The following is a 22,565-nucleotide window of genomic DNA, read 5'->3' on the forward strand; positions in this document are numbered from 1 at the left end:
CCCACCGTCCCGACCATTGGCACTCACGGTATGCGAGTGCCAATGACTTGTTTAGCACTCTCACCTGCCGAGTGCAAGCACGATGAGCCCGGTCAGCCGAGTTCCGCGGCCAGTGTGGCCCCGTTCACGGGCCCCTCATGAGCGCGTTGCTCGGCGTACGTGATCAGCAGACCGACCAGTTGGGCGAGGTGGGCCGGCAGGGCCAGCACCGCCGTGACGCCGATGACGGCCACCACCCCGACCGCGGCGCCCGGGGACGCGAACGGATCCTCGCCGAACGCGGTGGTGCCGGCGGACTCCAGGACGCCGGGGACGACGCTTCCGATGATCACCGCCGCGCCCACCAGCGCCACCCGTCCGAGCAGCATCCCGAGCCGGTCGTGGAACATCCGGAACGACCGGCCGATCGGATTGTCCCGCTCGAACAGGTAGACCGGGCCGGCCATGCTCAGGGCGAACGCCAGGTAGATGCCCGGCAGCACGCAGAAGCAGACTCCGATGCCGATGAGCAGGCTGACCAGCAGCGTCCAGCCCCACACGCCGAGCGCGCGGCGTAGCCCGTACCGCAGTGCCGCGCCGAGGCGGGCGGGCTGGCCGATCGCCTGCTGGGTGATCACCCAACTGCCCGCGGCCCAGCCCAGCGCCTGCACCAGGCCGATCACCAGGCTGCCGCCGACCAGCACGACGACGAGGGTCAGCAGGCTGGTGGCGAAGTTGTCCGGCAGCCCGGCCGACGGGTTCGTCTCGGCCTGCGCCTCCCAGGCGGGTGACGGGTCCAGACCGAACGAGATGACCGAGAGCACCGCCGCCGGCAGGACCTGCGTGAGCAGCATGATCGGCACCAACTGCCGCCAGCCCCGACGCAGCGCGCCCCAGAACCGGTCGAACCAGCCACCGATGCCGGCGCCGGGCGGTGTGACCAGGGCGTCGTTCGGGTCGAGGCCGTAACCCGGCGGGTACCAGCCGACCGGTGCCCCCGGATACCAGGGCTGGCCGCCGTAGGGGCCGGCCCCGGGCGGGTAGCCGCCGACGCCGGAAGCGGCCCAGCCCTGCGGCGGCAGGCCGGCCGGAACCCAGGCGCCGCGCGCGGGGTCCCAGACGGGCGACGGCCCGGCAGGCGGCATCCCGGCGACCACGTCAGGCGGCTGCTCAGCGGCCGGCGGCCAGCCAGGAGGCATCCCAGCGCCGGACTCGGGCGGCGCACCCGGGACGGGTGACGCGCCGGAATCTTCGGCGGACGGGTCCGGCTCACCCGGCCCGGAGGGCGTGGCGGGTGGCGGCGACTGGTCGGTCATGAGCCCTCCTCAGCATCGGCTGGAACGGTTCACGATCTTCCCGGGCCGGCGTCCGCGCCGCAGCCCCGACTCGCCAGCCGATCGGGGGAACCGCCGGCGAGCAGATCGGGATCGGTCAGCTGATGACGCGGACGTGCTCCGCCTGCGGACCCTTCTGACCCTGGGCGATCTCGAACTCGACCCGCTGACCGTCGTCGAGCGCCTTGTAACCGTCCATCTCGATCGCGGAGAAGTGGACGAACACGTCCTGACCGCCGTCGACGGCGATGAAGCCGTAACCCTTCTCGGCGTTGAACCACTTCACGGAACCCTGTGCCACGGTGCACTTCCCTCACTCTTCGCGGCGTTGCCTGCCCGGACACCCGGCACGGCCGGGCACCCGCGGACCACCGCCACAGCAATCGACGACGACCGCTGAAAGAGGTGATCGAAATCGCACGCTACACGAGGAGTGACGGGAGCGCACGACCACAAATCGGGCATACTTCGTGGCGATTCGAGGGTCCGTCGGATTCATGACGATGGTTGCGTTAGGGCCGGATGGAGGAGATCCAACCGCACAGGTCGCCGGTGCGCGTCCACCCCTGTGGTAGGCATGCGGGCATGACCACCACCACGGGCGCCGCAGCCCTGCGGCAGGCGCGGATCCACCGCGTACGACCGCAGGACGCCGCCCGGATGCGAGCGCTTCGCCTGGAGATGCTCGCCGACGCGCCGTTGGCCTTCCTGGAGACCCTGGCCGACGCCGCGGCCCGGCCGCACAACGAGTTCGCCGCCCGGGTGGCGTACACGTCGACCGGTCCCCACAACGCGCAGTTCGTCGCGGACCCGGGCGGCCGGCTCGTCGGGCACGCCGGGGGTACGGTCGCCCCGAACGAGCCGGGCCTCACCGTGATCTACGCCGTGTACGTCACGCCGGCCTGGCGGGGCAGCGGGCTGCTCGGCGAGCTGATCGACGCGGTGGCCGCCTGGTCACGTTCCTGCGGTCGGCCGGAGCTGCTGCTGGAGGTGGTGGTCGGCAACGACCGCGCCTACCGGGCCTACCAGCGGCTGGGCTTCAAAGACACCGGAGTACGGGTCCCCCACCCCACGATCCCCGCCCTGACCGAACTACAGATGCGACGAACAGCGTAAAAAAGAGAACTCTTCCCAGGGCAAAACCACGAAAGGTGCCCCACCCAAACCCGGACGCGAAAGCGACAACCGTGCCCACGGAAGGGTTTCCGGGGCAGCCCGCCCCGCGCAGGGATCAAGCCTGACCGCCCGGAGCGGGGCGGGCTGCCCCGGAAACCCCCACCGCAACCAAAGATCAAGCAGGCCGCCGCGACTGCACGATCCGGAACCGGTTAGCCACATATGCCCCGTCGGTCAGCGCCGAGTTGGCCGCCGCGTTGGCGCCACTGCCGTGGAAGTCGGAGAAGGCCGCCGACTGGTTCACGAAGACACCGCCGGTGAGGTTGCAGGACAGGTGTACCCCTACCTCGACCGCGACCGCCTCGGTGGCGTCCAGCACCGACTCGTCGGTCGAGTAGACCCCGGCGGTCAGCGCGCCCTTCTCGCCGACGGTCCGGCGCATCAGCTCCAGGCTGTGCGCGGTGGAGTCGGTCGCGATGGCGAAGGAGATCGGCCCGAACCACTCGCGGCCGTACGTCTGGGCGTCGTCCGCGGTCAGCTTCACGATCGTCGGGGTACGCACCACCGCGTCGGCGTACGACGGGTGGGCGACGGTCCGCGACTCCAGCACCGGCTCCCCGACCTTGGTCACCTCGGCCAGCCGCTCCAGCACGCCGTCGTTGACGATCGCGCCGGTCAGCTCGACGCCCCGGGCCGGGTCGGCGGTCAGCTTGCCGACGGCGGCGGCGATTCCACCGGCCACCTCGTCGAAGCTCTTGTGCCCCTGGTCGGTCTCGATGCCGCCGGCCGGGATGAGGATGTTCTGCGAGGTGGTGCACATCTGCCCGCTGTAGAGGGTCAGCGTGAACCCGAGGTTGCGGCACATGCCGGCGAAGTCGTCGGTGGAGTCGATGACGACCGTGTTCAGGCCGGCCTTCTCGGTGTAGACCGACGCCTGCCGGGCGTGCGTCTCCAGCCAGTCGCCGTACTCGGTGGAACCGGTGAAGTCGACGATCTTGACGGCCTGGTGCAGGGCGAGGTCGCTGGCGAGCTTCTCACCGGGGGCCTCGGCCGCCAGCAGGATCAGGTTCGGGTCGAAGCCGGCCTCGGCCAGCACCTCCCGGGCGTACTTGACGGTGATCGCCAACGGCAGCACCGCGCGCGGGTGCGGCTTCACGATCACCGGATTACCGGTGACCAGCGAGGCGAACAGCCCCGGGTACGAGTTCCAGGTCGGGAAGGTGTTGCACCCGATCACCAGCGCCACCCCCCGCGGGACCACGTGGAACGTCTTGGTCATCCGCAGCGGCTCACCCTTGCCGGCGGCCTTCTCCCAGCCGGCCGTGCCCGGGTGCCGGGTCATCTCGGCGTACGCGTACGCCAGCGCCTCCAGCGCCCGGTCCAGCGCGTGCGCGCCACCGGCCTGGAAGGCCATCACGAACGCCTGCCCGCTGGTGAACTGCACCGCGTTCGCCAGTTCGAAGATGTGCGTGTGCAGCCGGTCGAGGATCTCCAGGCAGACGCCCACCCGGGCCTGCGGGCCGGCGTCGCGCCAGGCCGGCAGCGCGGCGGACGCGGCGGCGACCAGCTCGTCGGTGCCGGCGTGCGGGTACCGCACCGCCAGGTCGACGCCGAACGGGCTCGTCTCGGTGGCGGTCCGCCCGCCACCGCCGGGTTGGTCGAGTGGAAAGTCACCGCCGAGGTACGCCTCGAAGGCGGCCTTGCCGTCGGCGGCGGCCGTCTCGCCGTACACGCGAGGGCTGGGGGACTCGGGATAGGCGGACCAGTAGCCCCGCTCCGTGATCGCGGTCAGCGCACGGTTGAGGGTGTCGGCGTGCCTGTCGTACAGGGGATGCGGGGTCTCCGTCATGCCCGCCATCATGCAACAACCGGGCTCGTGCGCAGTAGGGCCGGTACCGGCCGGCGATTGGTCCGGCGGAGTACGGGTAACCGCCGCTCTCGGCCAGGGAGGGACGGCGGAGTGGGTATCACCGAGATCCGGGTGCACGGCGTCGCCGACAAGGGTCCGGAGGCGATCCTCGATCGGCCGGTGGTGATACGGGTCGCGGGGGACGACGACGCCGGCTTCTACCGGCCCCGACCCGGCTTCGGCGACACGGCCGGGTCGCACGGGGCGACGGTGGAGGCGTATCGCTGGGGCAGCCTGACCGGCGGCACCGCCACCCGGACCTTCTCGCTCGTCCTGCTGCTGCCGTTCATGCTCAGCAACATCGTGATCTGGATGCTCCCGATCAGCGGCCGTTCGGGCACCGCCGGTCGGGCGGTCTGTCGGCTGTTGGCGGCGTCGTTGACCGCCATGTACGTCCTCTCGACGGTGGGCGTCGCGATCGACCTGATCGCCTGGCAGTGTGCGGCGTACCCACGCTGCCTCCAGGACCGCCGGGAAATCTCCTGGCTGGGCGGCGTGACCCCAGGTCTGCGGCTGGCCATCCTCGCCATCCTGCCGATCCTGGCGATCGCCCTGATCTGGCGACTCGGGGCGCGCACCTGGCAGCTCCCCGAGGACAGCGCGACGACCCCGCAGGGGGTGGGCGCGGACCGCCTGGACACCCCGGCCTTCTGGGACAACCGGGCACTCCTGCGGCGGCTACGGTCGGTACACGTCGCCGTGGCGCTCGGCACTCTGGACGCGGCGCTGCTACTGCCGCTGGCCCGCCACGACGCCGCCCTGACCGGTTACGTGCTGCTCGGTATCGACGTGGCCCTGCTCGCCGGGACCGCCGTGCTGCTCTGCCGGCCGGCCATCGAGCGGCACGGCGGGCCGGGCACCGGCCGCTCGGGGACCCAGGCGGCGCGCCGCTCGGCCGTGGTGCTGACGGTGCTGACGCTGGCGTACGCGTCCGCACCCCGTTCACCGTGGGCCGCCACCGGCACGTTGCCCTGGTACGACGTGCTGGTCGCCGGACTCTTCGCCACACAGTTGGTGCTGCTGTTGGCCCTGGGGGTGCTGGTGCTCAGCCGCCACCCGCCGACCGGACGGACCTTCGTCGCCCGCCTCGGCGCGCCGGTGCTGGGGTCGGTGGCGATCGGATTGGCCGTGGCGTACTCATCCGCCGTCACCTACGCGGTCGCCGAGTACCTGGACCGCGGCTCCAGCCCCACCCCGGCCCGACCGTTGCCTCCGGGCGCGCCACCGCTGTCCCCACCGGTCGCGTACCGCTGGGCGGCGCTGGGTTTCTCGGTGGCGCTCGTCCTGGTGTGGGGGGTGGCGGTGATCGGGGCGCGAACCCGACAGGCCCGCTACCGTCGGCAGGCGGAGGAACTGGTCCACCGGGAGTATCCGGAGGCGTCCCGGGTGCCGCGGGAGCGCGTCGAGGCGGTGCGGGACGCGATCGTCAGGGCGCGCCTGGCGGACCGGCTCGGCCCACTCCTGCCGATCGCGTACGCGGTGTTGGCGTTGCTCACGCTCGGCGCGGCCGGGCTCTCCATGGTGCACCAGGGGCCGGGGGCGCTCGCGCTGCGGCTGGGCGGCCAGACGCTCGCCCGGCCAGTGATCTTCGTGACCGATCTCGGTGGGGCACTGACCGGCGTGTTCGCCCTGGTGTTGGCGGCAGCGGGACTGTTCGCCTACCGGTCGGCCGGCGTCCGGTCGGTCGGGGTGCTCTGGGACCTGGCGACGTTCTGGCCACGCGGAGCGCACCCGCTCGCGCCGCCCTGTTACGCGGAGCGGGCAGTGCCGGAGCTGACCCGCCGGATCGGGCAACTCGTCGCGGGCGGTGACCAGGTGGTCCTGTCCGGGCAAAGTCACGGCAGCGTGCTCGCCATGGCCGCGGTGCTCCAGTTGCCGGCGACCTGCCAGCGGCGGGTCGCGCTGCTGACCTACGCGAGCCCACTGGGCACCCTGTACCGGCGGTTCTTCCCGGCATACGTGAACGACTCGGTGCTGTACGAGGCGGGAGAACGGATCGACTGGCGGTGGATCAACCTTTGGCGCTATACCGACCCGATCGGCGGTTGGATCTTCGTCGGTGATCCGGTGGCCCGACCCGGCCATCCCACGGCCCGGGTGGGCGGCCGGGCCGTGGAGGTGGATCGTCGGGTGCGCGATCCGGCCGGGTTGACTGTCCCGCCGACCGACACGGTGCCGCCACCGGTGCTGAGGCACCACTTCACCTCGGACCAGGATCTACTCAGCGCGGTCCACGAGCTGAAGCGACGGCTGGAGGCGGGTGAGCCGCCGGCGGTCAGAGGGTGAGCTGCCAGTTGTCCCAGGCATCCACCGGGCGGAACCCGAGTTGCTCGTTGATCGCCACCATGTAGCTGTTGCTGGCCGCGTTCCAGGTGTCGATGACGCGTACGCCGGGCTCGTGGGTCAGCAGGTGGTGCAGGTTCTCGGCCTTGGCGATGAGGCCCAGCCGGTGACCACGGTGGGCCGGGTCGACGAGGGTGATCTGCTGGTACGCGTGCCAGTCGACGGAGACGCCCACGTCGAGCAGGGTCCAGGCGACCAGCCGGCCGGACGCCTCGTGTCGCATGGCGAGGTGGTAGCGCCGCCGACCCCGGGCTTCCAGGGCGCGCTCGTTGCCCCGGATGCGCTCGGCGTCGACCTGCTCCGGTTCCCACTGCACGTCGCCCATGGGCGCGTCCATCAGCAGCCGGCCGTCCAGGTAGGCGATGTCCGCCACGTACTCCGGCGGGGTGGCGCCCTGCCAGGAGACGGACCGGTAGCCCTCGGCGCGGGGCTGGGCCTCGGCCAGGGCGGCCCGCAGCGCGATCCGGTCGATGTGCTCGATCTCCAGGCGGCGACGCACCTCGACCAGCGCGGAGTGCGCGCCCATCGCGGTGGCGAACGCCGCGCCCGCCGCCGGTCGGGCCGGGCCGCCGGGTAGCGCGGCGACAGCCATGGCGACGACCCGTTTGCGGTCGTGTCGACGTAGCAGGCGTACCCCGTACTCGTGCAGGGCCCGGCCGACGCCCCGGCGGCGCAGGTCCGGACGGACCGTCAGCTCGGCGGTGGCGTTGTCGGTGTTGTCGAGCTGCGGCAGGTCGAGCTGAAGGTAGCCGGCGGGCACCCCGTCCAGCCGGGCCAGCACCCAGAGGGAACGGGTGCCGGGCATCGGGGTGTGGAACTGGGCGTCGAAGCGTCGCCGGCAGGACGGCGGGAAGTCGGGCAGGTCGGCCTCGGTGGCCGCCGCGCCGATCCGGTACGCCTCGTTGACCGCGGCCCGGTCGGTGCCGTCGAACGGCGCGATCGTGATGCTCATGCGGGTCAGCCTGGCAGCCGCAAAAGCGACAGGGCCAGCGAATATTCGCTGGCCCTGTCGAACGTGGTCGGGAGGGACACTCGCACAACGCCTCCGGCGTTGGGTCGCAAGAACTTCAAAAGTCTTCGGCGAAATGCCCTCCCGCACGGAGCATCTTGCGCCGTCCGGTTCCTGCCGTCAAGTCCTGCGCGGTGGGTTTTCCGCACTCACAGCGAAAATCCAGTCACCCGGTGGATTCAGCCGAGCAGACCGGCGTCGCGGGCGGCACGCAGGGACGGCTTGATCTGGTGGGTCGGGCCGACCTGGGCAGCCACTGCGTCGATCGTCTTCAGACCTTCGCCGGTGTTGAAGATGACCGTCTCCGCCGTCGGGTCGAGCCGGCCGGACTCGACCAGCTTGCGCAGCACCGCCGCGGTGACGCCGCCGGCCGTCTCGGCGAACACCCCGGTGGTGCGGGCCAGGTCGCGGATGCCGGCGCGGATCTCGTCGTCGTCGGCGTACTCCATCCAGCCGCCGGTGCGGCGCACCGCCTCGAGGGCGTAGAGGCCGGCGGCGGGGTCGCCGATGTTGAGCGACTTGGCGATGCCGGTGGGCTTGACCGGGGTGATCGTGTCGGTGTCGGCGTGCAGCGCCACGGCGATCGGGTTGCAGCCGGCCGACTGCGCCCCGAAGACCTTCCAGCCGCCCTCCGGCGCCTCGACCAGGCCGATCTCGACCAGTTCGGAGAACGCCTTGTCAATCTTGGTGAGCAGTTCGCCGCTGGCCATCGGGATGACCACCTGAGCGGGAATCCGCCAGCCGAGCTGTTCGGCCACCTCGTACCCGAGGGTCTTGGAGCCCTCCGCGTAGTACGGCCGGACGTTCACGTTGACGAACGCCGTGTCCTCGAACTCGTCGGTCTCCACCAGTTCACCGCAGAGCCGGTTGACGTCGTCGTACGAGCCGTCGATGGCGACCAGTTCGCCGCCGTACACGGCGGTGGTGATGATTTTGCCCTGCTCCAGGTCGCAGGGGATGAAGACGATCGAGGGCACGCCGGCGCGGGCGGCGTGCGCGGCCACGGAGTTGGCCAGGTTGCCGGTGGAGGCGCAGGCGAACCGGCTGAACCCGAGCGCCTTCGCAGCGGTCAGCGCCACGGAGACGACCCGGTCCTTGAACGAGTGGGTCGGGTTGGCGCTGTCGTCCTTGACCCAGAGCGGCGCGGTGATGCCCAGCTCGGCGGCGAGGTGCGGCGCCGCGACCAGCGGGGTCAGACCCGGGTCGAGGGTGACCCGGGTGGCCGGGTCCTGCCCGGCGGGCAGCAGCGCGGCGTACCGCCAGATGTTGTTCGGGCCGGCCTCGATCTGCTCGCGGGTGACCGTGGCGAGGGCCGCGGTGTCGTAGTCGACTTCCAGCGGGCCGAAACACTCGTAACAGGCGTGCTGGGCGGCGAGCGGGTAGCGGGCCGAACAGGCGCGGCAGACGAGAGCGCGGGCGGGGCTGGCGGAGGTGTCGATGCCGGAGGCGGCGAGCGTCGACGTCATGTCGAGAGTCCTCTCATCTTTCCCCGCATCGCACGGTGCGGCGGGGACGGAATTGGCACCTGCCCCGCCTGTCGCTCAGCGGTGAGCGCGCGGGGTGGTTGCCGGGGCGTCGTCGGGCCGTATCCCTCAGCCCCTCTGGATGAGGTATGCAGTTGTGCCACCGAGTCTAGGCAACGTTGCCCGGCGCCTCCACCGGGCATCCCAGCCAGTGGGTCAGCGGGCGGCCACCGCCACCGGGTCGACCACCGCGACCGGATCGGTGACGGCCGTCGCCCGGGGCGGCGCCGAGGGCCGGGGGCGGGTGCGCGCCGCGAGGTTCGCGGCGACCAGGGCGGCGATGGTGATCGCCGCGCCGACCAGCTCGACGCCCTCCGGCCGGTAGCCACGGGCGATCTGCACGACGAAGGTGGTCACCGGGACGAGGTTCATGAACAGGGCGGCGTTGGCCGCGCCCAGCCGCTGCACACCGGTGTTCCAGGCCAGCACCGCGACGACGGCGGCGACGAGCACGGCGTACGCCAGTTGTGGGGTGACCGCCACCAGGTCGGCGGCGGCCGGCGCGTGCTGCCACCCGACGGCGTCGGCGCCGATGCTGGCGGCCAGCATGGCGGCCGTGCCGGCGAGCGCGGTCAGGGTGGTGAACCGCAGCGGCGACCAGGCGCCGAACCGGGTCGCGCCGTGGGTGTAGACGGCCCAGCCGAGCACCGCTCCGATCATCATGAGGCCGCCGAGACCGAACTGGCCGAGCCCGGCCAGGCTCCCGCGCGTGATCACCAGGCCGACGCCGAGGAGCGCCACCAGGGAGAGGACCAGCAGGAGAGGCTTCGGCCGTACGCCGTCCCGGGCCCACCGGACCAGTTGGGTGATGATCGGGGTGGTCGCCACGAACAGGGAGATCTGCTGCGGGGCGGCGTGTTCGAGGGCCAGATTGGTGAGCAGGTTGAAACCGGCGAAGCCGACGACACCCAGCACCACCACCTCGACTCCGCGTCCGCCGAGGCGCAGCGCGGCCGAGCCCTCACGGATCAGCAGGATGCCGACCAGGATGACGGCGGCGAACAGATAGCGGGCGGTGGTCAGGTTGAGCGGGTCGACCCTCACCAGCGCGGTGGCGAGGATCGGAAACATCGCACCCCAGGCGAGCGCGGCGAGCAGCGGGTAGGCGGCGGCGCGGGATCGCATCGTCAGCTCCTTTGTTCGAGTATCTTCGAACCAACGACACCGACCCTAGGGTGTTGTTCGATCGTTGTCGAACAAGGGTTAGACTGGTCACATGGAGCCGCACGAACCCGACCTGACCGCCGTACCGGTCACCGCCGTGCTGGCCGCACTCGCCGACGACGTGCGGTTGCAGATCGTCCGGGCGCTCGCCGAGGGTGGCGAGGCGGCCTGCGGCAGCTTCGACTTCGGCGTCTCGAAGGCGACCCGCAGCCACCACCTCAAGGTGCTGCGTGAGGCCGGCCTGACCCGCACCCGGGCCGCGGGCACCAGCCGCCTGGTCCGACTACGCCGCGATGAGGTGGACGCGCGCTACCCGGGCCTGCTGGACGCGGTCCTCACGCCCCGCCCGCCGGCCTGACTGCGCGCCTGAGTCGGCGTGAGGGCGGCCGGGGAGCGACCCCTCCCCCTCGCATCCTTTGGAGCTGAATCGTCCACGGCATCACCCGATGGAACGACGCCCCGAACGCACGCGTCGCCGGAGCCGACACGCCGAGGCTCCGGCGACGCGCGTTACGGGTGCGGTCAGGCGTTCACCGGGCTGGGCTCGGCCATCGACGGCGCCGACGCCTCGGCGCGACGCTTGAACAGCAGCGCGTCGAGCGCCCACGGGCCCGAGCCGAGTGTCGCCACCAGCAGGAACGACCAGCAGAAGAGTGCGGCCAGCTCACCGCCGTTGCGCAGCGGCAGCAGGTCGTCCGGCTGGTGCACGACGAAGTAGGCGTACGCCATCGAGCCGGACGCGAGCAGCGCGGCAGGTCGGGCGAAGAGACCGACCAGCACGAGCGCGCCGCAGATGAGCTGGATCAGGGCGGCCCACCAACCCGGCCAGGTGCCGAGCGGTACCGCCTTGCCGGTCATCGGGTTGCCGCCGAACAACCCGAAGACCGAGGAGAGGCCGTGCAGCGTGAACAGCAGGCCGATCACGATGCGGAACAGGGACAGGGTCGGCCCGCCGAGCCGAGAGACGTTCATGGAGACCTCCATCGAAGGGGACAGATCTCTTCCATGGTGGGGCCTCAAGGCATCGATGTTAATAGATTCCTTGCTAGTGGGAAAATCCCCGTCGGTAACACCCAGAGCGCAGTGCTGGAGCTGCGACTTTGCCCTGATTTGATCCACACACGACGGCGCCTCGCTCGCTGGGAGCGCTCCCGAATCCTCAACGTACCGGCTGGCGCGGTGCCCGTACACCCTGTCGAGCTGCCCCGAACCCCGATCCACGCCCAGGTCGGCGATGTGGCGGGATCCGGCTACCGGGAAGGCACCACTTCGCCGATCTGGCGAGCGGCAACCAGCTGGACACCCCCGGATCGGCGCTCCGGCGGGAGGCCGGGCAGCGGCCGGCCGCGTCGGTGGGCGAGGATCGGGGGATGATCTTCCGGAACGCCATCGGGCGACGGGTCGGCGCGGCGGCCGTACTGGTGCTCACGCTCAGCGCCTGCGTGCCCCGCGATCACGCGGGGCAGGGCGGCGACCCCACCGGTCCGCCGCCCGGGCCCACCTCCGCGGCCGGCGCGAGCCCCTCGGCGAGCGCCCCTCCGGTGGCCGAGTGCCCGGCGTCCGGCGTCCGGATCCGCTCGACCGGCGGGGACGCGGCGATGGGGCTGCGCGCCCTCGGCCTGGAGCTGGTCAACTGCGGTGACCGCCCGTACCGGCTCAACGGGTACCCGACGGTGTGGGTCCTCGACGAGCAACGCAAGCCGATCATCCTCGCGGTGGTGAACGGGGCGAAGGACATCACGTCGGGCTTCGACCAGCCGCCGCAGCTGATCACGCTGCAAAAAGGCGAACGGGCCGTCGCCACCGTCCTCTGGCGCAACCTGGTCACCGACTCGACGGTGGTGGCCACCGACGGGGCGTACCTGACGGTGGCCCCCGCCGCCGGTCAGCCGGCCGAGGAGGTCGACCCGCACGGCCCGGTCGACGTGGGCAACACGGGGCGGATCGGCGTCAGCGCCTGGCGGACGCCTACGACGTGATGTCCTTGCGGGTGAAGCGCCAGAACGCCAACCCCCAGAACAGCGTCGCGTAGCTGATCGCCGAGATGCAGCCGCGTACCACGTCGTCGGTCTGCACCGGCGTGGACAGCAGTCCCAGCCAGGCGGTGCTGAAGTGGGTGGGCAGGAAGTCCCGCAGCACGCCCAGGGCGGTGATCTGGTCCAGGATGCTGGACAGGATCCACAGCAGAACCGCGCCGCCGACCGCGCCCAGCGCGGCGTCCGTCGTCACCGACAGCAGGAACGCCAGGCCGGCCACCACCAGGAGTACGACCGCCAAATAGCCGAGCACCGCCAGCAACCGGAGCAGCCCCTCGCCCGGCTCCAGCTCGGCGGCCACGGTGCTGCGCAGCGGCGACCAGCCGTAGCGCAGGGTGCCCACGAGCAGGGCGGTACCGGCCAACAGCACCAGGGCCAGGGCCGAGTACGCGAGCGCGACCACCAGCTTCACCGTCAACAGCCGGGCCCGGGGCACCGGGATCGCCAGCAGGTAGCGCAGGCTCCCCCAGCTCGCCTCGCTGGCCACCGTGTCGCCGCAGAACAGCGCGACGACCACGACCAGCAGGAACGACGCCGACACGAAGATCGAGAAGAGGGTGAAGTTCAGCCCGCCCGAGGTGGCGAGGTCGACCAGGCTGGCGAACTCGTTGTTGCCGTTGTCGTCGTCGCCACCGGAGTTGAACTGGAAGGCGATCAGGATGATCAGCGGTAGCAGCACCATGAAACCGAGCGCGAGCTGGGTCCGCCGTCGGGACGCCTGACGGCGGAACTCCGCCCCGAACGGCAGGGTGGCCGACGGCCGGTAGCCCCGCGCCTCGCCCGCGTCGACAACTGCCATCACCGGTCACCGCTTCCCCGAGAGTTCTCGCCCACCAGGGCGAGGAACGCGTCTTCCAGGCGTCGCCGGGGCACCACCCGGTCCACCCCGATGCCGGCGCGCACCAGCTCGGCCACCACCTCGCTGCGAGCCGTGCCGTTGGTGTCCACCACCAACTGCCCGTCGCTCTCCGGCAGCACCCGTACGCCGTGCAGCCGGTCCAGCACCGCCCGCGCCGCCTCCGGGTCGGTGACGTCGAACAGCACGCTCGGCGATTCGCCGACGATCTCCTGGACCGGCCCCGAGGCGACGATCCGGCCCTTGTTGACCACCACCGCGTGCGTGCAGGTCTGCTCCACCTCGGCCAGCAGGTGACTGGAGACCAGCACCGCCCGGCCGTCGGTGGCGTACCGCTGGAGCACCCGGCGCATCTCGGCGATCTGCGGCGGGTCGAGCCCGTCGGTCGGCTCGTCCAGCACCAGCAGCTCGGGAAGACCGAGCATGGCCTGGGCGATGGCGAGCCGCTGGCGCATGCCGTGGCTGTAGTTCTTGATCTTCCGGTGCACCGAGTCGCCCAGCCCGGCGATCTCCAACGCCTCGTCGAAGTGCGCGTCCTCGGCCGGTCGCCCGGTGGCCCGCCAGTACGCCCGCAGGTTCGCCAGACCGGAGAGGTGCGGCAGGAACCCCGGCCCCTCCACCAGCGCGCCGATGCGGGACAGCACCGGCGAGCCGGGCACCAGCCGACGACCGAACACGTAGATCTCCCCGGCGGTCGGCTGGGTCAGCCCCATCAGAACCCGCAGGGTGGTGGTCTTGCCCGCGCCGTTGGGCCCCAGCAGGCCCACCACCTGGCCCGGGTGCACCTCGAAGTCCACGTTCGACACGGCCACGAAGCCGTCCGCGTACTCCTTGCGCAGCGCGCGCACGGCCAGCGGCGTGTCCGCGTACTCCGGACGCACCGAGCGGTCCTGGCGGCGGTGCCGGCGGCGGACCACGGCGACGACCACGACGAGCCCGATCACGATGCCGGCGAGCAGGGCGGCGAGCACCCAGCGCCAGACGGTGGCCGCGGTGGGGATCGGCTCGCCGTCGACAGTGGGCAGGCTGACCGCGCCGTCCGCGGCCACCGTGTAGACGGTGGGCGCGGCGGGCGTGGTGTACGCCTGGTCGGAGCTGGCCACCACCAGGCGCAGCCGGTGCCCCGCCTCGATCCGGCGGACGATCCCGGGCAACGTGACGGTGACCGGGCGGGCGTCCTGCACCCGCTGCGGCAGGCCGGTGAGGCGGATCGGCGCGACCAGACCGTTCGGCAGGGTGGCCGCGCCGTCCTTGTCGACGTCGTAGAGCTTGACGAAGAGCACCGCCTCCCCGGTCGGCGAGGCCGCCCGTACGGTCACGGTGGGTGCGCCGGCCACGTCGACCGCCTCGGTCAGCGGCGTCGACTCGAAGCGCGCGTGCTGGCCGGGCACGTCCCCGGCCACCCCGTCGAGCAGCGAGGCGAGCCCACCGGCGAACGGTACCGAGGAGATGGCGGCCGGGTTGCCGTTCGGCGGGTTCGCGATCGGCTGCGCCGGACCGGCGACCGCGACCTCGCGGCGGGAGTTGCCGGCCAGGCCCGGGTAGTCGGCGCGGCGGAAACCGGTGGCGACCAGGCCCCGGTCGAGCGCGTCGAAGCCGGCGATCCGGGACCAGGTGAAGTCGTCGCCGGGCGCGTCGCCCTCGCCCTTGACGTAGTGGTCGAGCCACTGGATGGTCAGGAACTTCACCCGGTCGGAGTCCGAGCGCGGTCCACTGCCACCGTCGTGGCCGCCGGTGAACCAGGCGACCCGCACCGGGGTGCCGGCGGAGGCGATCCCCTTGGCGTTCGCGTCCGCCTCGCCGAGCGGGAAGAGCGTGTCCGCCTCGCCCTGGACCAGCAGGGTGGGCGCCTTGATCCGGTCCAGCACGCCGGCCGGGCTGGACCGGCGGAGCAGGTCGACGGCCGCCTGGTCGGCCCGGCCCGTGGTGGCGATCCGCAGGTACGCGGCGCAGACGTCGGCCGCGAACCGCCCGCACGACGGGTCGGCGGCGCCGGCCGGGAGGCCACCGGGCGCCGTTCCGGGACCCGCGCCCGGCCCCGGGCTCGGCGGGCCCGCGGACGCGGGCGCGCCTTCGGGCTGGGCCGCGGTCGTACCGGAGAGCCCCGCCGGGCCGGTGCCCACATTGCCGCCCCCGCCGAAGAAGAGGCCGGCCCAACCCTTCTTGAACACGCCCTCGGTCGGCGCGCCGCCCGTGCTCTCCGGCAGGAACGCCCGGGACAGGTCGTTCCAGGTGATCATGGGGACGATCGCGTCGACCCGACGGTCCTGGGCGGCCAGCAACAGCGCCAGACCCCCGCCGTACGAGCCGCCCACCACGCCGACCTTCGGGTCGCCAGGCGCGTCGGTCCGCACCTCGGGCCGGGCGGCCAGCCAGTCCAGCAGCCGCTGGGCGTCGCGCACCTCGTAGTCCGGGTTGTCCAGATGGATCTCGCCGCCGCTGCGGCCGAAGCCCCGCGCCGTCCAGGTGAGCACCGCGTAGCCGCGTCCGGCGAACTCCTCCGCGTCCGAGCGCACCGACTCCTTGGTGCCCCCGAAGCCGTGTGCCAGCAGGACCGCGGGGACCTTCCGACCGGACGACGCGCCGGACGGGAGATACAGGGTGGTGTCCAGGTCCACGGGCGCGTCGCCGGACGGTCCGGAGCGGACGGTGAGCATCGCGCTCTGGGCGCGTACGCCCGACCCCTGCGGCCACACCGCCCAACCGACGGCGACCGCCACCAGCACGACGACCACCGCCGCGGCGATCACGCGACGGCGGGTGGGCAGGGCACGCCGGAACCACGCGGCCGGCGACGGCGATCTCATGCGGCACACGGTACGGCTCGGAGCCTGAGCGTTGGCTGAGATCCGCCGTACGTCCGTCCGGTTGCCCCGATCGGTGCTCCGGTCCGGTGCGACCGAGCATCCTCCGGTGGCGGGCCAGTGAGTTGAGTTCGGATCCCGTGAATTCCGATCTTTCGCGGATATCACCCTCGATGCCTTCATGTCACACCAGCCAATGGGACACAGCGTGCCGGGAACCCTGACGAACGGTGACATCACGCGAACTGACGCAAACCTGACTCGCCGCAATCGGCCGCTCGCCTGGGGGTTCGATTAGTTTTCCGGTCCGGTGGACGGGACTTGTCGGCGAACCCGACACCGCGCGATCCCCCGCCCGACGCCGGAGGAGACACACCATGACAGTCCCCGCGCCGCGGGCCCGTCGACGGACGTCCATGCTTGGCCGGTCCCTGCCGCTGTTGCTCATCGTCGTGCTGCTCGCGCCGGTCGGGATGCTCTTCGCGTCCACCTGGCGACAGACCGGCGACGACCGGCGCCTGGCCGACTCCGAGCGACTCGGCGTGGAGTACCTGCGCGCCCTCGCCCCGATCACCGAGGCGCTGGTGGAGGCCCAGTCCAACGCCGTCGCCGGCCGGGGTGTCCCCGGCGAGCCGCTGACCCGCGCGGTCGAGCAGGCCGCCGCGGTGGACGCCCGCATCGGCGGACAACTGCGCACCCAGGAACGGTGGGCCGGGCTGCGGGCCAAGCTGGAGGCGCTGCGCGAGCGCAGCCCCGCCGACCCGGAAGCGGCCTTCACCGCGTACGGCGAGGTCACCGACCTGCTGCTCGCCCTGCACCGCAAGGTTCGGGAGAGCTCAGGGCTGGGTCGTGACCCGGGTGCCGACTCCTTCTTCCTCCAGGACAGCGTCGGCCAGGAGTTGCCCGAAGCGGTGGTGGCCGCCGGCCGGCTCGCCGATCTGGGTGCGCTCGCCGGCAAACGACCGGCCGCCGAGCGGCCCCGGAGCCTGATGGAGATGACCGGCCTGCGGGTGTCCGCCCTGTCGCCCGCGAACGACGTGGTCGACAACCTGCGCTCCGCCGTGGACAACTCGGAGAGCACCGACCTGGGCGCCAACGTGCTGACCCCACTCGACGCCTACCAGCGGTCGGTGGAGGCGTTGGCCCTGTACTCGACTCCCAGCGCCTCCGGCGTCGTCGACCAGGGCCAACTGGCCGCCGCCGCGCTCAACTCGCGCAACGCCGCGCGGCAGCTCCAACCCGTCATCCTCGGTGAACTGGACACCCTGCTCACCGAACGGGCCGACGGGCTGGCCCGGGACCGGTGGTTGGCGGTCGGGGCCGGTGCACTGGCCGCGCTGGTGCTGATCTGGCTCGCCGGGCTGCTGGTCGCCGCCGACCGGCGGACACGCCGACGCGCCGCCGCGCCGGACGCCGCGACCCCCGCCGCCCCGCCGCCCGGGGACCCCTGGCAGCCACCGGCCGCCACCGACATCCGACCGCTGCAACCGGTGGGCGCGGCCCACGAGCCGGCCGTCGAGCAGTGGGGGCCGTTCGATGCTGCTCGCTAGGCTCCGGATCCGCGCGAAGCTCGCGCTGCTCGTGGTGATTCCCCTGCTGAGCATGGTCGGCCTCGCGGTGCCCGTGGTGCTCGACCGGGTGGCCGCCGCGCAGCGCGCCGCCGACATCACCGACCAGGTACGGCTCGCCAGCCGGGTTGGCAGCCTCGTCCAGGACCTCCAGCAGGAGCGCATCCTGTCGATCGGCTTCCTGCTCGGCCGGGTCGAACGCTCGGAGGTGATCCGCAAGGCGGCCGACGTGGACGACCGGGTGGCCGACCTGCGGGCCGACGGCGGCGACGCGCTGACCGAACAGGTCGACCACGCGCTCAACGGGGTGTCCCGGCTCGGCGACCTGCGCCGGGCGGTGCTGGCCCGTACCGCGAACCCCGGCCAGGTGATGGACGCCTTCGGCCCGGTCAACAGGGAGTTGATCGGATCGCTCCGGCTGGTCTTCAGTGTGGACACCGAAACGCTGCCCGGCCGTCAGGTGCTCGCCCTGGACGGGCTGCTCCGCGCCGACGAGGGCATCGGCGCCTGCGCCACCCTGAGCATCCTCGTCAAGGCGGTCGGTACTCCGGACACCACCGCCGGCTACGTGGCGTGCATCGCCGCCCTCCAGGTCGACAACGCGCGCTTCCGTAGCCTGATCACGCCCGAGCAGCTCAAGGTGGCCCAGCTCAACGACGCCGCCGTGGCGGCGCGTACCAGCCCGGACTTCCTGATCACCAGTGCCCGGGACCCGGCCGGGGCGGTCCGTGACGTGCCGATGGAGGCGCTGTTCCCGGCCGTCCGCACGATGATCCGGCTCGGCCAGTTCGTCGAGAAGAAGATCGTCGCCGACGTTCTCGCCGAGGTGAAGGCCGACCAGCGACGGGCGCTGACCGCCGCCTACCTGGTGGCGGGCGCGGCGGCGCTGATCCTGGCGCTGGTGGTGCTGCTCAGCGCGGCGGTGGCGCGTACGGTGGCCCGACCGCTGACCCAGCTCACCCGCTCCGCCGACCGGGTCGCCCGGGTCGCGGAGGCGGAGTTGGTCCGGGTCACCGACGACGAGGCGGAGAACGTCCAGTCGGTCCGGTTGGAGCCGGTGGTCATCCGGTCCAGCGACGAGATCGGTGACCTGGCCCGGGCGTTCGACCGGGTGCAGAACACCGCCGCCCAGTTGGTCGAACGGCAGATCGCCGGCCGGCGCAACGTGGCGCAGATGTTCGGGCACGTCGGACGGCGTACCCAGAACCTGGTGAGCCGGCAGCTCGCGCTGATCGACAGGTTGGAGCAGCAGGAGGCCGACGCCGGCAGGTTGGAGCACCTGTACCGGCTCGACCACATCTCCAGCCGGCTGCGGCGCAACGCCGGCAGCCTCGTGGTGCTCTCCGGCTCGGCCGGCGCCGACGCGCACACCGCGCCGGTCCCGCTGGCCGACGTGGTCCGGTTGGCGCTCGGCGAGATCGAGGACTACACCCGCGTCGACGTGCAGGTGCCGGCAGGTGTCGCCGCCGCGCCGGCCATCGTCGGCGACCTCGTCCTGGCACTGGCCGAGCTGATGGAGAACGCGACGGTCTTCTCCCCGCCGCACACCCGCGTCGTGGTGACGGGCGAGACCTCCGGGCAGGGCGCCCGGATCACCGTGGTGGACCACGGCATCGGCATGAGCGAGCAACGGCTCGCCGGGGAGAACGCCCGGCTCACCCGGCGGGAGCGTCTCGACCTCGCGCCGACCGAGGTGCTCGGCCTCTTCGTGGTGGGCCGGCTGGCTCGCCGCCACGGCTGGGAGGTGACCCTCGCCAGCACCGTGGGCGGCGGAGTGACCGCCCAGGTGGAGATCCCCCAGGGGTCACTGGTGCTGCGCCGCGCCGACCGGGCCGGGGCGACGGTCGCCCGGGCCGCCGTACCGGACCGGGGGCGACGGCCGGCTCTCGACTCCGCCCGAGGAGCCCGCGCGCGAGGCGCCGCCGCCGCGCCGGCCACCGCTGTACCGGCGGCCGCGCCGGCCACCGCCGCAGCCGCCGCCGTGGCCCCGGCCGGCTTCGACACGGACCTGCTCAGCCGGGCCACCCGCAGCCTGGAGGCCGGCGAGTCCTGGGACGCCTTCGGCGCTCGGGAGCCGGCGGACGCCGCCGCGACCGGCCGTGCGACACCGCAACCCGCCACCGTCGCGCAGAGCGCCACCACGGCGGGAACGTCCGCCGGCCCCCGGATCCGGCAGCGGGTACCCGGCGCGAGCCTCGCCGACGCCGCCGCGCCCACCCGGCCGGTCGACGCCACCGCCGCCGACCCGGACGCCGCCCGCGCGCTGGTCGAGGCGTTCCAGTCCGGCGTACGACGGGCCGAGTCGAGCGCACCACCGGCCGATGGTCCCGGCGGGAACTGGTCAATGCGGACGGTCACCGACGCGCCCGCCAGCGCGGGGCCCACGGTGGCGGATCCCGGCGCTACCGTCGACCTGCCCACCACCCCCGGCGGCCTCGGCCCGACCGTGGCGGACACCGGCGGCACCAACCGGGGTCGCCCCCGGCTGAGCCGGCGCGTGCCCGGCGCGAACCTGACGGTGTCGCCACCCCACCAACCAGCCAGCCCGCAGCTCGGCGACCCGGCCGAGGTGCGCAGCCTCATCACCGAGTTCGAGGCGGGCGTCGCCCGTGCTCTCCGCGAAGTCAGCCCAGATCGTCGGAACGAAGAAGGATCATCACGGTGACCAGCCCCTTCCTGCACGACAACGTCGACCACCAGACCCAGCCGGCCGCCGCCGGGGACCTCAGCCCCGAGGCCCGCACGTTCAACTGGCTGCTGGACTCCTTCACCTCCAGCACCGCCGGGGTGTTGGAGGCGATCGCGGTCTCCTCGGACGGGCTGCTGATGGCCATGTCGGCCATCAAGGACCGCTCCAACGCGGAACGCCTGGCCGCCGTCGTGTCGGGCATGACCAGCCTCGCCGGAGGCGCGGCCAGCTGGTACGCGCTCGGCGGTCTCAACCGGGTGATCGTCGACATGGCCGACGGGTACCTGTTGATCAGCGCCATCAGCAGCGGTTCCGTGTTGGGTGTCGTCGCCGACCGCTCGGCGAACCTGGGCACCGTCGCGTACGAGATGACGCTCTTCGCCGGGCGGGCCGGCGGCGCGCTCACACCGCGACTGATCGCCGAGCTGAAGAACGCCGTCCAGCAGTGACTCCCGACGTCGCCGGCGAGGATCCGGACCCGGAGCCCGGGGTACGGATCCGCCCCTACCTGCGCACGCCGCACCCGGGTGGGGGCGGCGCGCCGGCGGCGCCGGAGTCGGCGCCGGACGACAGCGGCCTGGCCGGTCTGCGGCCGTTCGTGCTCACCGCCGGGCGGGTGGCCGGCGCCGATCCGGCGATCGGACTGGAGACGCAGGTGACCCGCTCGGACGGCGGCCGATGGACGGGCACACCGGTCACCCTGCTGGCACCGGAACTCCAGGCGATCATCGCGCTCTGCGCCGAGCCGATCTCGGTGGCCGAGATCTCCGCCCGAGCCCGGCTCCAGTTCGGCGTGACCCGGGTGCTGGTGGGCGACCTGCGGGCCGCCGGGCACCTGGACGTGCACGTCACCGACGCCAACGACGCCTACGACCCCGACCTCATCCTGCGAGTGATTGATGGACTTCGTGCGATCTCCTGAATGGCCGGTCGTCCCGATCGGGGGTCTCGCCGGCAACAGCGCCACCGCCCGCTACGGCGCGGCCCCGGGCACCGGTCCGGCGTCCGGGCGTGCCAGCGCGCCGCCGCCCCCGCCGGCCACGCCGCCACCTCCGTATCGACCACCGGCGGACACGGGACCGACCAGCCGTCCGTCGGCCGCGCCACCCGTACCGGTCAAGATCCTCGTCGCCGGTGGGTTCGGGGTGGGCAAGACCACCACGGTCGGCGCGATCTCCGAGATCGCGCCGCTGACCACCGAGGCCGAGATGACCAGCGCCGGCATCGGCGTGGACGACCCGGGCGTACGGTCCACCAAGACCACCACCACGGTGGCGATGGACTTCGGTTGTGTGACCATCGACCGCAGCCTGAAGCTCTACCTGTTCGGCACGCCGGGGCAGTCCCGCTTCGGCTTCATGTGGGACGACCTCGCCCGGGGGGCGCTCGGCGCGCTCGTGGTCGTCGACAGCGCACGACTCGACGACTGCTTCCCGGCGATCGACTTCTTCGAGCGGGCCGGGTTGCCGTTCGTGGTGGGGGTCAACGCGTTCGACGGCCGACTGGCGCTGGAACTCGGCGAGATCCGCTGGGCACTGGCCATCGGCGACCACGTACCCCTGGTGCAGTTCGACGCCCGGGACCGGCTCTCGGTGCGGGACGCCCTGCTGGTCGTCCTGGACCGCGCGTTGGACCGGGCCACCCGGGACAGGAAGGCCTGAGCCGACCGGCTCCGGCCGTGGCGGGAAGGGGTGATCGGGTGAGGGGCGACCTGGACGAGACGCTGGCCCGGCTGGCCCGGCGCGAGGAGGCGCTGCGCCGGCGGGCCAACGACCGTGACGATGCCACGCCAGCGCCGGGCCCGACCGCCGCGCCGGGCGTCACCGCACCAACCCGCAACGCCGGCCCGGCCCGGCACGCGGAACCGCACGACCCCGCCGACGAGGCCGGGTGGGGACCGGTCGAGGAGGTCACCGAGGCGGTACGCCAGGTCGTCGGCGCGTACCCCGGGCTGGCGGTGACCGTCCGCGTGGAGCACGACGGTCGGACGTACCCGCTGCGGGTTTCCTGGGACGGCCCGGACGTGACGGTCGGCCCGGAGCCACCGGCGGCCCCGGTGGAACCCCCGCCGTCCTGGCCGCTCTCCGGCCGGACGGTGCCGGCGTGGGCGCCCGGCCCGGACGGGCTGACGCCGGACCCGGCCGCCCGCCTGGCGGAGCTGATCCGGCGCGACCCGTCGCTGCTGGACGAGTTGGATCCGCGGCGCTGAGCGGCGTGACGGGCTGACGGGTACTA

19 protein-coding genes and 1 riboswitch are annotated in these 22,565 nt (G+C 72.7%); of the genes, 10 read left to right on the forward strand and 9 right to left on the reverse strand.

What is annotated here, in order from left to right:
* Positions 1-92: 92 nt before the first annotated feature.
* Together ACTFTM_RS29770 and ACTFTM_RS29775 are read right to left on the reverse strand one after the other, a co-directional pair.
* Positions 93-1,295: a hypothetical protein gene (locus tag ACTFTM_RS29770; RefSeq protein WP_449563623.1), complete on the reverse strand. Its 1,203-nt coding sequence runs from the start codon at positions 1,293-1,295 to the stop codon at positions 93-95.
* Positions 1,296-1,410: 115 nt separating this feature from the next.
* Positions 1,411-1,614: a cold-shock protein gene (locus ACTFTM_RS29775; protein WP_449563624.1), complete on the reverse strand. Its 204-nt coding sequence runs from the start codon at positions 1,612-1,614 to the stop codon at positions 1,411-1,413.
* A 284-nt stretch (positions 1,615-1,898) separates the two neighbouring features.
* Between ACTFTM_RS29775 and ACTFTM_RS29780 the strand changes: the two genes are divergently transcribed.
* Entirely contained in the window at positions 1,899-2,429 is a 531-nt protein-coding gene (locus tag ACTFTM_RS29780) for an N-acetyltransferase family protein (RefSeq protein ID WP_449563625.1), read from the forward strand.
* A 175-nt stretch (positions 2,430-2,604) separates the two neighbouring features.
* On the opposite strand, the gene paaN is transcribed toward ACTFTM_RS29780, so the two are convergent.
* Positions 2,605-4,278, reverse strand: a complete 1,674-nt coding sequence (gene paaN, locus ACTFTM_RS29785; RefSeq protein WP_449563626.1) for a phenylacetic acid degradation protein PaaN — start codon at positions 4,276-4,278, stop codon at positions 2,605-2,607.
* 111 nt (positions 4,279-4,389) lie between these two features.
* Here paaN and ACTFTM_RS29790 point away from each other — a divergent pair, with 111 nt between their 5' ends.
* A complete protein-coding gene (locus ACTFTM_RS29790; protein WP_449563627.1) occupies positions 4,390-6,624 on the forward strand; it encodes a hypothetical protein in 2,235 nt (744 codons plus the stop codon).
* On the opposite strand, the gene ACTFTM_RS29795 is transcribed toward ACTFTM_RS29790, so the two are convergent.
* From ACTFTM_RS29795 to ACTFTM_RS29805, 3 genes are all read right to left on the reverse strand, one after another.
* Complete coding sequence (locus ACTFTM_RS29795; protein WP_449563628.1) at positions 6,614-7,633, reverse strand: N-acetyltransferase family protein; 1,020 nt, start codon at positions 7,631-7,633, stop codon at positions 6,614-6,616. The two genes, ACTFTM_RS29790 and ACTFTM_RS29795, sit on opposite strands and share 11 nt — an antisense overlap.
* A gap of 236 nt (positions 7,634-7,869) precedes the next feature.
* Complete coding sequence (gene thrC, locus ACTFTM_RS29800) at positions 7,870-9,156, reverse strand: threonine synthase (protein WP_449563629.1); 1,287 nt, start codon at positions 9,154-9,156, stop codon at positions 7,870-7,872.
* Positions 9,157-9,166: 10 nt separating this feature from the next.
* Positions 9,167-9,302, reverse strand: a riboswitch (SAM riboswitch).
* 67 nt (positions 9,303-9,369) lie between these two features.
* Complete coding sequence (locus ACTFTM_RS29805) at positions 9,370-10,338, reverse strand: EamA family transporter (protein WP_449563630.1); 969 nt, start codon at positions 10,336-10,338, stop codon at positions 9,370-9,372.
* 91 nt (positions 10,339-10,429) lie between these two features.
* Between ACTFTM_RS29805 and ACTFTM_RS29810 the strand changes: the two genes are divergently transcribed.
* Positions 10,430-10,735 (forward strand): ArsR/SmtB family transcription factor, encoded by a 306-nt coding sequence (locus ACTFTM_RS29810; RefSeq protein ID WP_449563631.1) that lies wholly within the window; start codon positions 10,430-10,432, stop codon positions 10,733-10,735.
* A gap of 164 nt (positions 10,736-10,899) precedes the next feature.
* Here the strand turns inward: ACTFTM_RS29810 and ACTFTM_RS29815 are convergent, their stop codons facing one another.
* Entirely contained in the window at positions 10,900-11,349 is a 450-nt protein-coding gene (locus tag ACTFTM_RS29815) for a DoxX family protein (protein WP_449563632.1), read from the reverse strand.
* A gap of 398 nt (positions 11,350-11,747) precedes the next feature.
* On the opposite strand from ACTFTM_RS29815, the gene ACTFTM_RS29820 reads away from it, so the two are divergent.
* A complete protein-coding gene (locus ACTFTM_RS29820) occupies positions 11,748-12,356 on the forward strand; it encodes a DUF4232 domain-containing protein (protein ID WP_449563633.1) in 609 nt (202 codons plus the stop codon).
* Here ACTFTM_RS29820 and ACTFTM_RS29825 read toward each other — a convergent pair.
* Both ACTFTM_RS29825 and ACTFTM_RS29830 read right to left on the reverse strand, forming a co-directional pair.
* On the reverse strand, positions 12,346-13,212 hold the full coding sequence (locus tag ACTFTM_RS29825; protein ID WP_449563634.1) for an ABC transporter permease: 867 nt from the start codon (positions 13,210-13,212) through the stop codon (positions 12,346-12,348). The genes ACTFTM_RS29820 and ACTFTM_RS29825 overlap by 11 nt on opposite strands.
* Positions 13,212-16,076, reverse strand: a complete 2,865-nt coding sequence (locus tag ACTFTM_RS29830; RefSeq protein WP_449563635.1) for an alpha/beta fold hydrolase — start codon at positions 16,074-16,076, stop codon at positions 13,212-13,214. The genes ACTFTM_RS29825 and ACTFTM_RS29830 overlap by 1 nt, the downstream gene beginning before the upstream one ends.
* A gap of 374 nt (positions 16,077-16,450) precedes the next feature.
* On the opposite strand from ACTFTM_RS29830, the gene ACTFTM_RS29835 reads away from it, so the two are divergent.
* Genes ACTFTM_RS29835 through ACTFTM_RS29860 form a run of 6 tightly spaced genes read left to right on the forward strand, consistent with a single transcriptional unit; the run spans position 16,451 to position 22,539 of the window.
* Positions 16,451-17,623 (forward strand): hypothetical protein, encoded by a 1,173-nt coding sequence (locus ACTFTM_RS29835; protein ID WP_449563636.1) that lies wholly within the window; start codon positions 16,451-16,453, stop codon positions 17,621-17,623.
* Complete coding sequence (locus tag ACTFTM_RS29840) at positions 17,610-20,306, forward strand: nitrate- and nitrite sensing domain-containing protein (protein ID WP_449563637.1); 2,697 nt, start codon at positions 17,610-17,612, stop codon at positions 20,304-20,306. Before ACTFTM_RS29835 ends, ACTFTM_RS29840 begins: the two co-directional genes overlap by 14 nt.
* Positions 20,303-20,779, forward strand: a complete 477-nt coding sequence (locus ACTFTM_RS29845; RefSeq protein ID WP_449563638.1) for a roadblock/LC7 domain-containing protein — start codon at positions 20,303-20,305, stop codon at positions 20,777-20,779. Before ACTFTM_RS29840 ends, ACTFTM_RS29845 begins: the two co-directional genes overlap by 4 nt.
* Positions 20,776-21,252 carry a DUF742 domain-containing protein gene (locus ACTFTM_RS29850; protein WP_449563639.1) on the forward strand — a complete coding sequence of 159 codons (477 nt, stop codon included), beginning with the start codon at positions 20,776-20,778 and terminating at the stop codon, positions 21,250-21,252. Before ACTFTM_RS29845 ends, ACTFTM_RS29850 begins: the two co-directional genes overlap by 4 nt.
* On the forward strand, positions 21,230-21,991 hold the full coding sequence (locus tag ACTFTM_RS29855) for a GTP-binding protein (protein WP_449563640.1): 762 nt from the start codon (positions 21,230-21,232) through the stop codon (positions 21,989-21,991). The genes ACTFTM_RS29850 and ACTFTM_RS29855 overlap by 23 nt, the downstream gene beginning before the upstream one ends.
* 38 nt (positions 21,992-22,029) lie before the next feature.
* Positions 22,030-22,539, forward strand: a complete 510-nt coding sequence (locus ACTFTM_RS29860; RefSeq protein WP_449563641.1) for a hypothetical protein — start codon at positions 22,030-22,032, stop codon at positions 22,537-22,539.
* Positions 22,540-22,565: the final 26 nt, after the last annotated feature.

This window comes from Micromonospora sp. RB23 (genome assembly GCF_053585025.1).

Bases quoted from the DNA above. Each gene is read 5' to 3' on its own strand.
- ACTFTM_RS29810 (WP_449563631.1), top strand. From the start codon at position 10,430: ATGGAGCCGCACGAACCCGACCTGACCGCCGTACCGGTCACCGCCGTG.
- thrC (WP_449563629.1), bottom strand. From the start codon at position 9,156: ATGACGTCGACGCTCGCCGCCTCCGGCATCGACACCTCCGCCAGCCCC.
- ACTFTM_RS29795 (WP_449563628.1), bottom strand. From the start codon at position 7,633: ATGAGCATCACGATCGCGCCGTTCGACGGCACCGACCGGGCCGCGGTC.
- ACTFTM_RS29825 (WP_449563634.1), bottom strand. From the start codon at position 13,212: ATGGCAGTTGTCGACGCGGGCGAGGCGCGGGGCTACCGGCCGTCGGCC.
- ACTFTM_RS29835 (WP_449563636.1), top strand. From the start codon at position 16,451: ATGACAGTCCCCGCGCCGCGGGCCCGTCGACGGACGTCCATGCTTGGC.
- ACTFTM_RS29805 (WP_449563630.1), bottom strand. From the start codon at position 10,338: ATGCGATCCCGCGCCGCCGCCTACCCGCTGCTCGCCGCGCTCGCCTGG.
- ACTFTM_RS29815 (WP_449563632.1), bottom strand. From the start codon at position 11,349: ATGAACGTCTCTCGGCTCGGCGGGCCGACCCTGTCCCTGTTCCGCATC.
- ACTFTM_RS29820 (WP_449563633.1), top strand. From the start codon at position 11,748: ATGATCTTCCGGAACGCCATCGGGCGACGGGTCGGCGCGGCGGCCGTA.
- paaN (WP_449563626.1), bottom strand. From the start codon at position 4,278: ATGACGGAGACCCCGCATCCCCTGTACGACAGGCACGCCGACACCCTC.
- ACTFTM_RS29855 (WP_449563640.1), top strand. From the start codon at position 21,230: ATGGACTTCGTGCGATCTCCTGAATGGCCGGTCGTCCCGATCGGGGGT.
- ACTFTM_RS29770 (WP_449563623.1), bottom strand. From the start codon at position 1,295: ATGACCGACCAGTCGCCGCCACCCGCCACGCCCTCCGGGCCGGGTGAG.
- ACTFTM_RS29840 (WP_449563637.1), top strand. From the start codon at position 17,610: ATGCTGCTCGCTAGGCTCCGGATCCGCGCGAAGCTCGCGCTGCTCGTG.
- ACTFTM_RS29780 (WP_449563625.1), top strand. From the start codon at position 1,899: ATGACCACCACCACGGGCGCCGCAGCCCTGCGGCAGGCGCGGATCCAC.
- ACTFTM_RS29830 (WP_449563635.1), bottom strand. From the start codon at position 16,076: ATGAGATCGCCGTCGCCGGCCGCGTGGTTCCGGCGTGCCCTGCCCACC.